Source organism: Microbulbifer sp. NBRC 101763, assembly GCF_040371615.1.
Lineage (GTDB): Bacteria > Pseudomonadota > Gammaproteobacteria > Pseudomonadales > Cellvibrionaceae > Microbulbifer > Microbulbifer variabilis.
This window is the reverse complement of the sequence record NZ_BAABQV010000001.1, coordinates 684,352-700,701: the sequence shown is the minus strand read 5'-3', so window position 1 is coordinate 700,701 and position 16,350 is coordinate 684,352. Positions and strand designations below refer to the sequence as shown.

At 47.2% G+C, this 16,350-nt stretch carries 12 protein-coding genes; 9 read left to right on the top strand and 3 right to left on the bottom strand.

The features are described 5' to 3' along the window. Window positions 1–98: 98 nt before the first annotated feature. Together ABWV76_RS03205 and ABWV76_RS03200 are read right to left on the bottom strand one after the other, a co-directional pair. Complete coding sequence (locus ABWV76_RS03205; RefSeq protein ID WP_020415061.1) at window positions 99–1,571, bottom strand: alanine/glycine:cation symporter family protein; 1,473 nt, start codon at window positions 1,569–1,571, stop codon at window positions 99–101. Window positions 1,572–1,752: 181 nt separating this feature from the next. Further along, on the bottom strand, window positions 1,753–2,607 hold the full coding sequence (locus ABWV76_RS03200; RefSeq protein WP_020415060.1) for a beta-keto acid cleavage family enzyme: 855 nt from the start codon (window positions 2,605–2,607) through the stop codon (window positions 1,753–1,755). 286 nt (window positions 2,608–2,893) lie between these two features. Here ABWV76_RS03200 and ABWV76_RS03195 point away from each other — a divergent pair, with 286 nt between their 5' ends. The 7 genes from ABWV76_RS03195 (at window position 2,894) to ABWV76_RS03165 (ending at window position 11,599) form a co-directional block, all read left to right on the top strand. Further along, window positions 2,894–4,840: a S9 family peptidase gene (locus ABWV76_RS03195; protein ID WP_353375199.1), complete on the top strand. Its 1,947-nt coding sequence runs from the start codon at window positions 2,894–2,896 to the stop codon at window positions 4,838–4,840. A 38-nt stretch (window positions 4,841–4,878) separates the two neighbouring features. Further along, a complete protein-coding gene (greB, locus tag ABWV76_RS03190) occupies window positions 4,879–5,379 on the top strand; it encodes a transcription elongation factor GreB (RefSeq protein WP_020415058.1) in 501 nt (166 codons plus the stop codon). 963 nt (window positions 5,380–6,342) lie between these two features. Then, window positions 6,343–6,531 carry a carbon storage regulator CsrA gene (csrA, locus tag ABWV76_RS03185; protein ID WP_353375198.1) on the top strand — a complete coding sequence of 63 codons (189 nt, stop codon included), beginning with the start codon at window positions 6,343–6,345 and terminating at the stop codon, window positions 6,529–6,531. 898 nt (window positions 6,532–7,429) lie between these two features. Next, a complete protein-coding gene (locus tag ABWV76_RS03180) occupies window positions 7,430–7,696 on the top strand; it encodes a hypothetical protein (RefSeq protein WP_020415056.1) in 267 nt (88 codons plus the stop codon). Window positions 7,697–8,239: 543 nt separating this feature from the next. Further along, on the top strand, window positions 8,240–9,817 hold the full coding sequence (locus tag ABWV76_RS03175) for a hypothetical protein (protein ID WP_353375197.1): 1,578 nt from the start codon (window positions 8,240–8,242) through the stop codon (window positions 9,815–9,817). 13 nt (window positions 9,818–9,830) lie between these two features. Further along, window positions 9,831–10,211, top strand: a complete 381-nt coding sequence (locus ABWV76_RS03170; protein ID WP_020415053.1) for a hypothetical protein — start codon at window positions 9,831–9,833, stop codon at window positions 10,209–10,211. A gap of 8 nt (window positions 10,212–10,219) precedes the next feature. Further along, the gene (locus ABWV76_RS03165) at window positions 10,220–11,599 is read left to right on the top strand and encodes a hypothetical protein (protein WP_353375196.1); all 1,380 of its coding nucleotides are present in this window, start codon (window positions 10,220–10,222) and stop codon (window positions 11,597–11,599) included. Window positions 11,600–11,623: 24 nt separating this feature from the next. Here the strand turns inward: ABWV76_RS03165 and ABWV76_RS03160 are convergent, their stop codons facing one another. Continuing rightward, window positions 11,624–12,019: a hypothetical protein gene (locus ABWV76_RS03160; protein ID WP_020415051.1), complete on the bottom strand. Its 396-nt coding sequence runs from the start codon at window positions 12,017–12,019 to the stop codon at window positions 11,624–11,626. Between the two features lie 544 nt (window positions 12,020–12,563). Here ABWV76_RS03160 and ABWV76_RS03155 point away from each other — a divergent pair. Further along, window positions 12,564–14,282, top strand: a complete 1,719-nt coding sequence (locus ABWV76_RS03155; protein ID WP_353375195.1) for a hypothetical protein — start codon at window positions 12,564–12,566, stop codon at window positions 14,280–14,282. A gap of 726 nt (window positions 14,283–15,008) precedes the next feature. Next, window positions 15,009–16,217, top strand: coding sequence for a hypothetical protein (locus ABWV76_RS03150; RefSeq protein WP_353375194.1), 1,209 nt, complete (start codon window positions 15,009–15,011; stop codon window positions 16,215–16,217). The last annotated feature ends 133 nt before the right edge of the window (window positions 16,218–16,350 follow it).

Below are 16,350 nucleotides of genomic sequence, written 5' to 3'. Positions count from 1 at the left end.
TATCAATGATATTGAGCAAAATTAATTACTTTATTTTTTGTGGTTATTATCATTTCTACTGGACATAAATCTTTTACAGATGCTAATAATGTAAACTCTTATTTTCTATCCCACACCTCATGGTCAATCCCTTTAATATCATACTTGCTGGCATCAAAAACTGGCTCCTTAATTCCTCGATTTAATTGCTCTTCATAGTCCGCTAGAACTTTGAATGCAATGCCTGAAAGCAAAATAATAGCCAGGATATTTGTCGAAGCCATAAATCCCATTGACACATCAGCCATGCGCCAAAGCAAGGTAAAATTCTCGGCACTGCCGCTGAAGGAAACCCAGGCACCAAAAAGGATAAATATCAGGAAAACAATGCGATAACAGAATATAGAGGTGCGCGTGTGGTAAAGATAAAAAATATTGGTTTCACCATAATAGTAATTACCAATAATCGAAGTGAACGCAAAGAACAGCAGCGCAAAGGCAATAAATCCGCTTCCCCAGGAGCCCACCTCACTAGCTAACGAGTCCTGGGCCAGCTTTACTCCTTCAACATTCCCCACCATATAAACATCGGCAACCAGAATAATCGCCGCCGTACAGCTACAAATCACAATGGTATCCAGGAATACCGAAGCCATTTGCACATAACCCTGCACCAATGGATGCTTTACATCGGCGGCAGCACCAACATTTGGCGAAGACCCCAACCCGGCCTCATTGGCAAATAATCCGCGCTTAATACCATTGGAAACCACTGCCCCCAGTACACCTGCGCCAGCCTCAGTCAGTCCGAAAGCACTTTTCAAAATAGTGGCGAGTACTTTTGGTAACTCGGCAATATTGACGATCAAGATTGCCAGAGCCACTAACAGATAGGCGATCGCCATAAAGGGCACTACAATTCCCGCAAAGCTTGCGATAGAGCGAATACCACCAAACACAATAATCGCCGCAACCAAGGCCACCACAAACCCTACTAACAGCGGGTTAATTCCCCAGGCATCGTTGATTGCCTGGGCCATGGCATTTGACTGCACTGAGTTGAAAATAAAGCCGTAACACATCAACAGGAATATAGAAAAGGTGACTGATAACCACCTCCAGTTTGGCCCGAGCCCCTTTTCGATGTAGTACGCAGGCCCACCGCGGAACGTTCCCGGCTGCTCCCCTTTTTCCTTGTAAACCTGAGCAAGGGTATTTTCAACCATACTGGTCGCCATCCCCAGCCAGCCCACCATCCACATCCAGAATACGGCACCCGGCCCCCCAGCAGTAATGGCAACCGCAACGCCCGCAAGGCTCCCGGTACCAATACGGGCCGCAGCACTGGTGGCAAATGCCTGAAAAGCAGAAATTGAACCGGGATGCTCTTTATGGATACCGCGCACCATAACCTTCACCATATGGCCAAAGTGCCTGAACTGGATAAAGCGGGTACGAATGGAAAAGTAGAGGCCGGCCGGCAATAAGGCCATGATCAAAATTCCCAACCACCAAATGCCGGCAACTCCCCCCCATAGAAATAGGTTGGCCCAGTCAATCACCCTGATTAATTGGTCCAGAAGCGCTTGCATCCACCACTCCCTTTGACGGCTTACTTTTTATTCACCCATGGTACCGGCGACACCCAGGCTGGTAATAAGACTAGCAGTCTCCAGGCAGATTGATTTTCAGCAGAAGTCAAAGGAATAAAGAGGAAAGGCCTGCCGCAGCATAAAATTCATCCGCCACGGCATCACCATAAATAGGAAGGTCTTAACAGAAAATTTCCCGCGCTCGCTCTGGAGATACCACTTTACGGCCACGCTCCTCCGCAATAACAGCCAGCGCCTCAATCAGCTGGCCATTACCGCTAGTACGCTCCCCTCCAGGCAGGTAAAAGGTATCTTCCACCCCTGAGCGCAGGTTCCCGCCCAGCTCCGCTGTTTTGCGATGCACGGGCCAGATTTCCTCACGCCCGATCACCGTACTCTGCCACAGGCTATTTGGCTTCATATATTTCGGCATAAGCTCCAGCAGTTCCGGGTCTGCGGGCATTCCCGAAGCCACCCCCATCACCAGATTGTAATTGGGCTTATCCACCATACCTACATCTGCATACATGCCCACCGAGCGCACGATACCGAGATCAAAACACTCAAACTCTGGCCGGGTACCTGTCTCACGGCAAACTTCCAGTAGCTCCTCCACCTTGTCTACCGGGTTATCAAAAACCATGGGCGGCCAGGCCCAGGTGCCATTAGAGCGCGCCTTCAGATAATTCAGGCTGCCAGCATTACAGGCAGCAATTTCCGGTTTGCCGGCGCGTACACACTCCAATGGGCCTCGCTGGTCCCTGCCTATAGTGCCAGTGGAAAAATTTAAAATAACACCGGGACACTTTTCGCGAATCGCATCGGCTATTTCCAATGCCACTTGCGGGTCCCAGCTGGGCAGATGCCCCTTACCCGGCTCCTGGGCACGAAAATGTACATGCATAACCGAAGCACCGGCATCAAAGGCTTCCCGCGCAGAGATTGCCATTTCCTTTGGGGTAACCGGAACCGGGTGCTGCTGGGGGTTGGTGAGCACCCCTGTCAGGGCGCAAGTAATTACAACTTCATCAGACATCGCAGGCTCTCCTGAATTATCTTTATTTGGGCCGCGGTCAACCTGGCAAGTCGAAGGATCTATTCAAAATCCATTGATTGCCTTTCTCGAAGTATCTGCACCGTCACCAGGTACAAGATCTTCAAGGCAGTATCCCTAAAAATCAGTTGATCATTGTTATTGATCACACCAAGCGCTTGCTTGGTTATTGCAGCCTATCACAGGCATCTGCCCTTAGAAAGGCACCTTGTGCCCTCTTTACAGGGCCGGCAGAATGCAAGAAACCAAATAAGGAAATAACTAACCAATGAGCGAGGTCCCCATGACAATTACCGCCCCCTATGGCAGCTGGAAATCTGCAATCAGCGCTGAACTTCTTGTAGAGGGCAGTGTGCGCCTAGGGGAAGCCACTCTGGTAGATGGGCGCTATTACTGGCTGGAGTCGCGACCATTAGAGAAAGGCCGCAATGTCCTGGTGCAATACTGCCCAAAAGATGGCCGCAAGGACCTCACTCCCGCCCCTGTGAGTGTGCGCTCCAAAGCCCACGAATACGGTGGCGGCAGCTACCTGGTGAGTAGGGATACGCTCTACTTTGTGTTAGCGGAAGACCAGCGTATCTACCGCATGAAACTCGACAGCACCCTGCCCGAAGCTATTACTCCAGAAAATAGCTCGCGCTACGCAGACTTAATTCTGGATAAAAAAAGAAACCGCCTGATCTGTATCGAGGAAGACGACAGCGGCCACGAGCAAGGCGCTGAGGCGTGTGCTCGTATCATTGCGATCGACCTGCAAAAACCACTGGATACAACTCCCGAAGTATTACAGGAAGGTGCTGATTTTTATTCAAACCCGGCCCTGAATGCCGACGGCAGCAAGCTGAGCTTCCTGCGCTGGCATCACCCCAACCTCCCCTGGGATGCCACCGAACTGTGCCTTGCCGACTTGAATACACAAGGGGAAGTTACCGAAGTCACGCAAGTGGCCGGCGGGCAGAACGAATCCATATTTCAACCACAATGGTCCCCACAGGGGGAGCTGGTTTATGTTTCTGACCGCAACAACTGGTGGAACCTGTACCAGCTGGGGCAAGAAACTCCCCTGTGGGAAAAAAATGCAGAATTCGCCACACCCCAATGGGTATTCGGCATGTCTACCTACGGTTTTATCAGCGAGGAAGAAATTCTGTGTACTTACACAGAGAATGGCCGCTGGTATCTGGCCACCCTGAATACCCGCACCGGTAAGCACCACACTATCGAACAGCCCTATTGCGATATTGAAAGCCTGCACTGTGAAGATGGAAAAGCCATTATGATTGCCGCTGGCACCGACAGTTTTCCAGCGGTTGTCACTTTTGACTCGGCTATGCGCACTTTAGAACCTATAGCTAGCAGTAACAGCCGTACCTTACCAACCAATCTCTTCTCCAACGCCCAGGCAATTACCTTTACGGTAAACGACCGCGACGTCCATGGCTTTTACTATCCTCCACACAACCCCAGCTACTCAGCCCCCGAAGGCGATAAGCCCCCACTGATTGTATTTAGCCATGGCGGCCCCACAGGTGCCACTTCAGCAGGCCTCAACTTAAAAGTGCAATATTGGACCAGCCGCGGCTTTGCCATTCTGGATGTAAACTATTCCGGCAGCACAGGATATGGGCGTGAATATCGAGATCGCCTCACCGATAAATGGGGAATTTATGATGTCGAGGACGTCTGTGCAGGTGCCGAGTACCTGGTTGACCGAGGTCTGGCAGATCCTGAACGGCTGTTAATTAAAGGCGGCAGTGCTGGCGGTTATACAGTACTCGCCGCACTCACCTATCACGACACCTTTAAGGCCGGCGCCAGCCATTATGGCATCGGTGAATTGAGCAGCCTTGCCAAAGACACACACAAATTTGAATCCCGCTACCTGGATAAACTGGTGGGCCCCTGGCCATCTGCCGAGCATATTTATTATGAGCGCTCTCCCATCAATCATGTGGAGCAGCTGAGCTGCCCGGTAATCTTCTTTCAGGGTATGGAAGATAAGGTAGTACCGCCCAACCAGGCAGAAACCATGGTAAAAGCCCTCAAAGAGCGTGGCATTCCCGTTTCTTATATCACCTTCACCAATGAAGGACACGGATTCAGGAGTGGCGACAGCATCAAGATGGCACTTGAAGGCGAACTCGAGTTCTATAGTCGTATATTCAAGTTTCCGCTGGCAGAAGCCGGCCCAGGAATCACCATTGAAAACCTTTAGCAGCGCATCCCTACAGTTAAGAGGCATCCAGTAAACCTATGGGAAGATGGAGACCGCCGCGTCCGCGCGGCTCCCGCTATATCACCGCAGAGGGCGCGCAGCGAATGCGCGCCGAAGTAAAACACCTCTGGGAGGAAGAACGGCCCAGGGTCACCCAGGCTGTCAGTGACGCAGCCAAGTTAGGGGACCGCTCCGAAAACGCAGATTATATCTATGGCAAGAAACGACTGCGTGAAATCGACAGCCGCGTGCGCTTTCTCACTAAACGCCTGGAGGAAATCACCGTAGTAGATCGGGTACCAGAAGATAAAGAAAAAGTATTTTTTGGGGCCTGGGTGACGCTTGAGGATGAGGACGGTGAAGCTGTTAGCTATCGAATCGTCGGCCCAGATGAGTTTGATGTGAAAGCAGGCCTGATCTCAATGGACTCCCCAGTTGCACGCAGCCTACTGGGGCGAAAGCTCGACGATGAGATAGAAATTCGTCAAGGAGAAGAATGGCAGACTTACTATATCACTGAAATCCGTTACGAAGAGTAACGCTTCTACATATTTGTTGAGGAGGGAAAGTAAGTGCCACTGGCCACCTATCCCTTCCCTTTTATTCCTGCTCACTCACTGTCTATAAAAAAATACATCAAGCTCTATTTCAGTCCAAATTAAAAAATAAACCACCCTATTCCTGAATTTATAAACGGCCTTCTACTCCTCACACACCTGTCTACGCCGGGACACCCCCAAAAAGGCTAACCCCACCAGAAACAATAAACCCATAAAGTAAACCGGGGATAAGCCTACAATAAGCAGTTATCGGCCCGCCCTGAAGGCTCCACCTACTTCTCCATAACTTCTCCAAACACTTTTCCCTGAATTTTATCTCACCAATCAGTGAGCACCTGGAAAAGCGGAGGGATTATTCAATTTATAAGATGAGAACCGGTACGGAAAGCCACCTAAATCAATCAAGAATAAAATTATATCCAAGTGTAACCAGGCAAATATAGGCACGAAAATAATCTTATTGGATTTTATTAAGTTTGTTTTAGTGTCAAAGCTGCGTAGAATTGGTGGATATTTATCGGGATTTAGGCGCTTATTTAGCAAACCTCTGTGGGCAATAATCTAAAAAGCCTCAGAGAGTCAGAAGCCTTAAGATTTCCCTAGAAACCCCACCCTTCAAAGGAGAACGCTAGCGTGATGTAAGAGTAAGTAAAAGGCGCTGACCCAAGGTGCGTCAACACCAGGGGCCAGCTGACCAAATTGATAACCCAACTATCAAAATGGCTGAATGGATAATACGCTAGAAACCCACTCGTCTTCAATAAAGTGGAGAACATTCAGTAGCTTGGAGCGATTCCCCAGGCTCTGGGAGCGTTGCGCCCGCCTTTTCTTCTTCTACGCCTACCGTTCTCGTGCACCACCCCGCATTTCCTTCACACATTACTTTTAAGCCTTTCCACTGTGGAAAGCCTGCCTATGGTTTAAGTTCAATAGGAAATGACCATGTTAATTTTAACCCGCCGAATTGGCGAAAACATCAGAATTGGAACAAAAGTTTCGGTCACAGTATTTGAAGTAAAGGGTGATCAGGTAAAGGTAGGAGTGGATGCTCCCAAATCCATTTCCGTTCACCGCGAAGAAATTTATCTGCGGATCAAAAAGAAACGGATAGTGACAAATAGAAATCGCTGAGAATCAGATGGTCTATATGCAGTTTAAAAAAGTTTATCGCCCATTAGGGCGATACGGGGATCATATATACTGGTCTTTCGGGAGAGCATTGTAAGTCTCCGCTTTTACTTTCTATCAAACACTAGGCGCCTAGGATTTTTCTGAGAAATCCCTGCATAGAATTCAGTATTTAAATCTTTCAGCACCAATAATTGCCGCGACTAAAAATTTATCCGAGATATTCATATTGGTAAAGTATCGGTTTTTCTCAAGAGATCATGCCCCTTCTGGCCCGATGACAAGATCTAATTAAACCCCAACCAATTTCCGAAGAAGAAATCCTTGAAATACTATAACATCAGCATGGGCCAAAATTATTAGCACCTATCATGCGGTGATTACTGATCTTTTAGAGTAAGGAATTCCCAAGATACGCAACAATTTTAATAACAACCTCTCTATTAACTATTATAGAACCTGCCAGCACTCTTAATAAAAAATATATTTTGGTCTATACAATTGCCAAAAAATACAATACAGCCCTTATGAAACTCACCAAAATATTAAACAGTGTTAGTATAATCACATGATCTCATAGCCTCACAGGCAACCCTAAATCTACGCAACAATAAGAATCAGGCCGGCCTGAGGGTTGTGAAAAATTAAAAGAAAAAACTACTTTTATGGGCTGAAGGTTAATAGACACCCGCTAAATAAAAAAATTCATTTAACCAGTTCACATTTGGAGTCAAATTATTGCTGCGCAGGCCTATACTTGACCAGTAAGTCTCATTATTAAATATGCTATGATTGCCGTCAGGTGAACAATACCGCGGGTATATCGATACCTTTATTGGCACCTCAATAAGCAACAATAAGACTATTTACAATTCAAATTTGTTTGGTGAGGAACTTTCTTTTGAGTAACCAAATCTCCCTTGCTGGCAAACCCAGCCAGAACAGTAAGTTACCTCAATGGATTAGCTGTCAAGACTGTCTTCCTACAGCGGAAAATGCCACAAATCGTGGGTTAGTCAGGGTAATTTGGAAAGTTGCCACAGAGTCAGAGGGCGCCACCCTTATTGCCTGGGAAGTAGGAATGGACCATTACGAAAATGCGCACCAGTACTTAGGTTGGATGCCGATTGAAACTATCGAAGAGAAGGTGCCTTCAGGTTCAAGCTAAAACAAGCTTATTAAAGTTTATACAAATAGTGCAATTACCAAGCAAATATATGTGGTTATTTTTTATACTGGCTGGAAGAAAGATATCAGCCGACTTATTCTCAATTTACTCTCCAGGCGCCTGAGTTGTTGTTTTTTAATCTTTAACTATTGCTTTACCGTTGTGGTCAAACCAATTAAGCAGAGTGCCGATACTCTGCTTATGTCAACTGATGGTGCAGAGGCCAGAACAGTCAAAGCGCTTTTAGATCGCAATAAATTACTTCCGTATTCGGCATCTCTATTAACGCCTGCCTAATAAAATGGTTAATCAAAGCCCCCTCAAAAAGCTAGAACGGCAATAGTTCATCAAAGGCGCAAAAACAGATCTTTAGCAAGGTTAATTATCAGCAGGTAATAGCTAGGCGATTGTTCGCCTTGATTTAAAAGCGCTCAAAAGAAAACTATTCAAGCGATGAACGCTTGAGGCAGAAACCTTACGATTAACTATTATTACTTCTCCTGACTGAGAAACTAACCCCGTTTGTGACGTAAGGAGACCTGGATGCCACAGCCCAATGTGCACCCCAGCAAGACTTATTTATCCCTACTAAGATCTCAGTTTAATTTACTGCCAGCTTACAAGGTTCAAAATCCCGCTCTCCAAAGATTATTTCGGGAAGCAATAGCTGTTCAAAAAACACTTCTTACTTTCTCTTGGAACCAGCTTGAGCAGCAGGCTCGCCTATGCCTGGGGCTTGGATATGCAGAGTTTCGCAATTTACAAAGCCGCGCAGATAATGCTTCCGAACTAAATCAAATCGATCATCGAATGGGTCTGGAGTTCCTATACGTATTACGAGGTATTGCTATCAGTGAAAGCAGGGACCAATTTGCGACCAACCTTGAAGATGGCCTTCAACAAATGGATATCGATAGCCGCCTGGATAGACTCTTGGCAAAAGCCGAAGAAATGGTGGGCTCGGAAGTCCCCAACAGTATTGTGGAGCGATTGCGTACAAGGTTGGCCGACATAGGAATAAGGGCCGATATTCAGGCATCAATGGAAGGCCTGGCGAGTGGAGACACGGAAAATATCAGCCTCCTGAACGCCTACCTGCCCAATACAGATAAACCCCTGAACCCAGGCCTGGAAAGTGGTGCCGATGCGGTAATTATGTGCCTGTGTCGCGGCCTGTTGGCTTTAGTGCATGCGCAATTTAATAACGCTGTGTCGACAGGAGGGCATAAACCTGGGTTCTCAACGGATGACATAGGCGAAGTTAAAGCCATCACCAGGGAATTTACAGATTTTATAGAGGGGTGGCAAAAGCAGATTTACAGCGCAGTATTGATAGGCAACCCGGAAAATATCACAAACATTTCCTTGTTATTCGCAGGGGAAATAGAACGGAACTTGCCCGCACTCATAGGAGCGCAGGCGGCTATGCATAACGTCATCCAAGAACTCCTGGGGAGAGGTAGCGGCGGCTTGGCTGAGCGGGTTGGGGATATCGCCGTTGATGCCCACTTTCTTACTCGCAAGGCCATTGCCAGCCATGTGGCCTGCTACAGACTTGCCGCGAGTACGAGCGGTTTGGAAATACCAAAAGATATTAAGGAACTGCAGAAGGGTATTGCCTCAATGTCGTTTAGTACCGCACTTCCCAATGGTAAGAATGTGGAGCTGGCCAAACTCAGTAACCACTTGGACGGAGAGTTTATTGAAGTTCGTGGTTTCGTAAAAAATGTCACCTCTCCTCCTCAGGAAGGCGGCATGCTATTAAGCCACATTAAGTTGCATGACCCCTCCAGCGATGCCGAGGCAAATGCCGTGGTGCGCTTCTCTCACTTACCGCATGCCGGCGTTACCAAAGGAGCCTTTTGTAGGCTCAGCGGCATATTCAGAAAAAGCTCAAGCCTGTTAAGCGGGAGACCTGGTGTAGAGGTAGACGCTCTCGCACTTGCCGATATCGGCGAAAACAGCTTTGACATCGCATTTATGAGGCTGGCAAGCCGTTGGTTCCAGCCATGGCGGAGCAATGCAAATCTCTATTGGTCCCTTGGAGTTCAAAGCCCTGATAGTAGCGATGAAACTTCCCAGGGCGCTGCAGAGCTGCTCTTTACCCCTCTGATACGTTAACAGGAGAAGCGCCATGCCACCGGATGACGGCTGCTTGTCGGAACAGGAAAGTGTTGAAATCAAATTGCTGGAATTAGAGGTACTACTGGCGATGGCGCAATTGGCAAAGGCCGAGTGGCACGCCGCCAAAGAGTCTGTGCGCGCTGAATGTCTCGAAACGGCCATTCCCAGCCTTCCCAACCTGCATCAAAAAGATGAGATGGATATGCCTATCGAGCCAATGGATCATGCCGTGGCCGAGTGTATCGAAACTCACCCCGATGTTTTTGCCGCGTGGGATATCTTTGAGCAGGTTGCGCTCGAACTCGAAGTGGAACTGGAAGACATGCATGGACTGCTTGATGAGTGGAAATCCTGCTCACATGCGCTCCATGGGGGAGCACCGCTCAGGTAGTTGCTTCGATGCACTTTATTGCCAACTTACGCCGTCAAACTCTGGATGCCTTCGCCAGTCATCTCATTTCAGCCGATGGCTACTTGCTATCAGCCCATCGTATTACAAACCCAAACCTGCGGCTGGCTGTTGAGGTGCGCAACAGGGGCCTGCCACTCTTTGCCGATAACGGCACAAAGCAGTTAATCGATTCTGTCTTTGCGAAATTCTCTGAAAAAGCCAGGGAAATCACCCGCGAGGTCAAAACTCTACGCAGAAAGCTCGGTCATCTCCCCCGCGGTCGCGAGGTCCCGCCAAGCCTACGTAAAAAAGCCGATGCACTGGCAGAATCCGTACTTGCCGACTGCACTGGACGATCCGAGTCTATCGATACCCTCCAGCTGATCGAACGTCAGCTGCTGATGAATCCCACCGACCTTATCGCCCAGGAAGACTTCGCCAGCACCTGCCTGGTGGCCTTGGACCTGGAACGGGAGATCACAGGCTGGACAGTGGAGCGCATTGCCTCACGCAACCGTCGCAGCTTAAGGCTCTGGCAAAAAGTAGCGGAAAACCCGCTCTGCCAGGGGCTTGCGATATATGCGGTACTGAGTGCGATGGACTACAACACGGCCCGCGACGCCGGACAACTCGCCGCAGAAGCTGGAGTAACATCCGCAGCTATGGGGCTCGCGGGTATTTGCGGTGACCTTAATGCAACGGATTTTTACGTTAGTGGTACGGCATCCTTCAAATTGACTCGTCCGGTCCCACGGCGTTACGTGCGCCTGGCACAAGTACTTAAAGGTATTGCAGATGGCTACCAAGACCGCAACACGCGTTTGCAAAGATTTCACTGCCTGGGCCTTGGCGCTCCATCTTTGCTGCCCATTGCCGCAGCAGCCCTGCCTACAGAAACGATAGTTACCGCCGACGCCACCAGCCCTATCCATGCCGCCGCTAAAGACCGCGTACTTTATGACCCGGAGAACTTTGGTGATCGGGCAAGCACTAAAGAGATAGTTGAACGTATTTTGGAAGGCGGTAGCTGGCCGTTTCTCAGCCCATTTACAAAATCTTTTAAGCAAAAATTTGGCCACGACCCGGATACGGCCCGGCGCTGGTGGAATACACTTGGAAACCCAGGTATCTCTTCAAAGACCCTGCGCCAAACCAGCGACCTGACCATATCCCTACCGCTATTTTGTGAGGCAGACCAGAGCATTCGCCCAGTCGCCAGAGATACCTGGATCGCACACAATCACTGGGTTCTAGGAGAACTCACCAAGGGCAACAGTGGGCCACAGAGGCGTGATTTTGCCCATCAGATTATTGATCACTGGATTAATGGACCCTCTACGACAACCAGTCGCGGCCTTGGCGCAGCTAAAAGAATACTTGTCAATTAAGCCCAGCAACCAGATATAGCGGCTTTATGATTGAGCCCATTTTATTGTGAGCGCTGTAACAACTCCCCATATCCAGTTAAAAAACAATACAAAAACCGGGGTAAGTGCACCCAATTCAAGCCCAGCCATACCTTTTCCAGCCATTACAGGAAAAACCACAAAAAGCTGGAACGCAGTGGGGAGCAAGCTCAGGATGCTGCCTTTTAACAACAACTTCGATGACAAGAAGGGAAGAATAAAAAAAAGCCCCCAAATACCCCCCCAAACTACCCTGGGATAGAGCCATTCAGCGGATAAAGATGGGGTAATAGACACACCAAGAGATGGGGTTATTCCAAAGTCCCCAAACAGCCATACCACAACACTATTGGCTACTGCGCCCAAACAACCAGCCGCAAAAAAGATTAGTAATTTTTTCATTTTTTATTCTCGAATGCATGAAAGCGAACATCGCTATTTGTAAAAACATTCTTCTCAAAATAGCAAATTTTTAATCCCCCAGGCTTTGCCACCTTATAAACCTGAGCACTTTTCACCAAATGCTAAATCGGTTGGCACAGCAATTACAAACTAAACTGGCGCCAATAAGAAGTGATTATTAAACTAATCATTCCCTTCCCGAAGCTGTTCATCCCAGACCTAAACTGACAATTAAAACCGTAGCGAATAAAAGGTTACTCATTATCTTACCCGAGAAAACAAATTTATCTTGAATACCACTTTGTACCAATTAGCAGCTAAAAAAATTCATCTGCATGACATAAAAAATAAATAATTAAGACGACCAAAAAACTGACCACGAAAATTTTTAAAAAGTGAGAACCAAGAGCCTAAGTGGTCGAAATCGCAACCCAAGCCGACAGAAAATACCTATCGTTTAGCCCAATAAATTCCTGTAATACATAAGTGGTACATTTATGGTGTTTAACGCCAAAAATCAAAATCTAAATAGGAACAAGTACTGATGAAAGTACCAGTAGTAGGAATGCTGTACCCGATTTTATTAGGATTGGCGATACATTCTGCAAGTGCGCAGTCTTTTGATGAGAGCGCCTATCAAAATAGGCAACTGCAATATATTGAAGAGGGGGTTTCTTCCACCAATGATACCGCTGTAGTCCTGCAGGCATACACTGGTGATGAGCTCAACTGGGAGGCACTGAACAAAAACCTGGATGTCTTGCGCAATGGTGGAAAAAAAAATTCAGATTTCACCCTCACCAGGCTGATCCGTATTCTGTTTTTCCGCCCGGAAATTAAAGACGAACTATTTGCCGCCCTGGATGGATACCATTTCTGGTTTAAGGAAGGCGGCACTGGGGATCATGTCTTTGCCTCTGAAAACCACATGATCATGTACACCTCTGCCCAGTACCTTCTGCAGGAAAAGTACGGTGCCTTTGCAGATGACAGAACTTATAAGCGCCTAAAGCGCTACCTGGAAGTCAAAAACCAGTACGGTTTCTACGAGTTTTACTCCCCGGTCTATTACCCCTACACCTTATCGGCGCTACTTAACCTCGTTGATTTCTCTGAAGATGCAGAAATCCGCGCACTGGCCACAGGAGCTGCGCAACGCTTGCTACAGGACATCTTGCTGGTCACTAACGACCAGGGCATCCTTTTTTCAGCCGCAGGCCGCAGTAACGATGGCTATCGCAGGAACGGTTCCGGCGGCAACATCAACCGCATCATCTACCTGTTAACGGGCCTGGGCAAAGAGTCAGTAAGAACACCAAGCCCCGCAGGTGTAATGCTGGCTACCTCTGGCCTGGAGATCACCGATGAGGTCTTTGAGTATTTCGGTAAAAACCTGAATATGAATTACTCGGTAGGCCACTCTCTCGGCGATGCCAGAAACAGTCTCTATGCCGACTTCCCCCGCGAAGAACGTGTGCCCTTCTACTGGAGCCAGGGAGCCTACTTCCACCCCGACGTAGCCGCTGATACCGCTTGGTTCGCCAGTAGATATCAGCTTGAAGGGTATGAAGGGCTAAAGGCCTTTGACCAATTCCTGGGTCTTTCAGAAGCGGCTGCCCCCGCTGCCGCTAAGGCCGGAGCTGTATTCAGCCGCAGCTCGGTGCTCTCCGGTGCCAACTTCTCTATGTATAAAAATGGTGGTGTGATGATGCACTCCATTCAGAACTACTGGGGTGGTCGTCAGGGCTACCAGCAGACCCCCTGGATCGCCACCACCGGCACCCAATCAGTCTGGGCGAAGGTTGGCGATGGCAATAGCACCATGCAAAACGACCACCTGCCCAAGATTAAGCAGGTGAACAATGTTGCCGTAATACAATACAATCCCTACCCGGAAATTGAGCTGTTCCACTCCGGCGGCTCCAACGTAGCCCTGCAGTGGCCGGAAGGGTTTGAAGAGGAAAAGCGCAGCGGCAACTGGAAGTTCGGCAAGGAAGACGACGGCTATATCGCTGTGCGTTATCCTTGTGGCAATGGTGACTCCAATACCGTTACCTGCGACTGGAACGAACAAACCTGGGTAGTGATCATGGGTAGCCAAGAGCGCTACGGTAGCTTTGAAGCCTTTAGCCAAAAGGTGATTAATGAAGTCAGCTACGATGCCGACTGGGAATGGCACGGCTCCTTCTGGAAAGGCACATTGAAATATGTGTACGACTCAGACGTAAAGTTTGATGGAACCGATATCAGCTTAACCTGGTAAACGCGATTCCGATCGCTCTTGGTGAGAGGCTTCTTCTTCCCAAGAGCGATCTCAATCTTTCAAAATACTCCTCCTGAGTTTTCAGAGCTACTTTTTTAATTACGGTTGATTATGCTTTCTTGGTTATTAATTAAGTGCACAAGATATGTTTACAGCACATTAATTAAAATTGTCACTTGCTTTCTTCATAATAGTTTTCACACCCATCCTTAGCAGAGAACATATAGATTATCAGGAAAATCATCTGACATTTCCTCTAGAGCCTTTTCTTAGCAAATATTTCTCCAGACATCTAAATAGACAGACATCAGGTAACTGTCGCGCAGAATTTCATCAAGCCCCCCTATATTCACATACCTTATTCTTAGGCAATTAGTGCTTTCAGCCTATGGATAAAAGTCAACTTACGAATAGAATTATATCTAAGTTAGATTTGAAATTTAAACATGCGAAAACTACACCCCAGATTTGATGAAATCAAAAAATACTGCATGAGATTTTAAGATCATTTTCAAACATTATTTTTAACGTGGGCAATTTAGCTGCGCCGCATTGCATTGCATTGGATTCAACTTAGAAAAGCACTTAATTAGTAATATACGTAACAGGCAAAGAAAACCCATGAACAGATTTACCCCAATCACATCGGCTATACTACTCTTACTAAGCGCCGAGGTTTTCGCAAACAATAATACGACCATACAATTCCAGGTTGGCGTCAACAATATGGCCAATACAGATCAAGCTGATCCAACCACACACAATAATTTAGTCACCCAAACACAATTTGGTGTCTCAAATAATTCAGATGCATCCCAAACTACGGGGACCACTAACAGTTCGACAACCCATTTGCAAGTGGGAGAATTAAATGTATCAGAATCATTTCAAGATCAATTTACGATGTTAAGTAGTACCTTCATTAATCAGATCGGCGAGGCAAATCAGTGGATTTCCTCCCAGACTTCCACGACATTTTCTACTGCATTTGTAAATCAAGTAGGTTCGATGAATGCTGGAGGCACCTCCCAAACTTCAACTACGGCTGGTAGCGCATGGGCAAACCAAATAGGTACAATGAACAACTCTAGTATTGTTCAATTTGGGTCTGCATTTATCAGTGCTTTTTCCAATCAAGTAGGATCAATGAATGAAAACGAAATTTTGCAAACCAGCGCTAATTTCAGCCTAGGAAGTGTTAATCAACTTGGCGAGTCAAACAACGCAACAATACGGCAACTTGAAACCACTTTGAGTATAGCCACGGTCAGTCAGAATGGCTCTCTGAATAACGGTTCAATAGATCAAACAAATACCATTTTTAGTTCCGCATCTATTTTCCAAGTTGGCGAATCAAATATTTCAGAATCAAATCAAGATCAGAATACATTGTTAAGCAGTATCTTCATTAATCAGTTCGGCCAGGCAAATCAGTGGGTTTCCTCACAGACTCTCACAACATACTCTAATGCATCGATAAATCAAACCGGCTCAATGAATGCAGGAGGCACCTCCCAAACTTCAACAATAGCTGGTAGCGCTTTGGTAAACCAAATAGGCACAATGAACAGCTCTAGCATTGTTCAATTTGGAACTAAATTTATTAGTGCCTTCTCCAATCAAGTAGGATCAATGAATGAAAGCGAAATTTTACAAAGCAGCACTAATTTCAGCATAGGAAGTGTTAATCAACTTGGCGAATCAAATAATGCAGTAATCAAACAAGAAGGCGGCACTACCTTGAGCAGTGCCACTATCAACCAGGCTGGAGTCATGAACATGGCAGAGGTTACCCAGACTGGTGCCACACTTAGTGTAGCGACAACTCTTCAGTTAGGCAGCAGCAATATCCACTCAACTAACCAGACTGGAACTAGACAAGTCGCTATTGTCGCACAGATAGGGGATGGCAATATCGGGTCAATAACACAATGACGGCCTTTTTGGCAAATCCTTTGCAAAATTTTTCCCAGGGAAACCGCTAAAGAATTCAATGTGAGTGGTCGCGGTCAAAGACAAATGTATTCCACTCGGAGACATCACAATGTTGGCCATACCAGTATAAGTA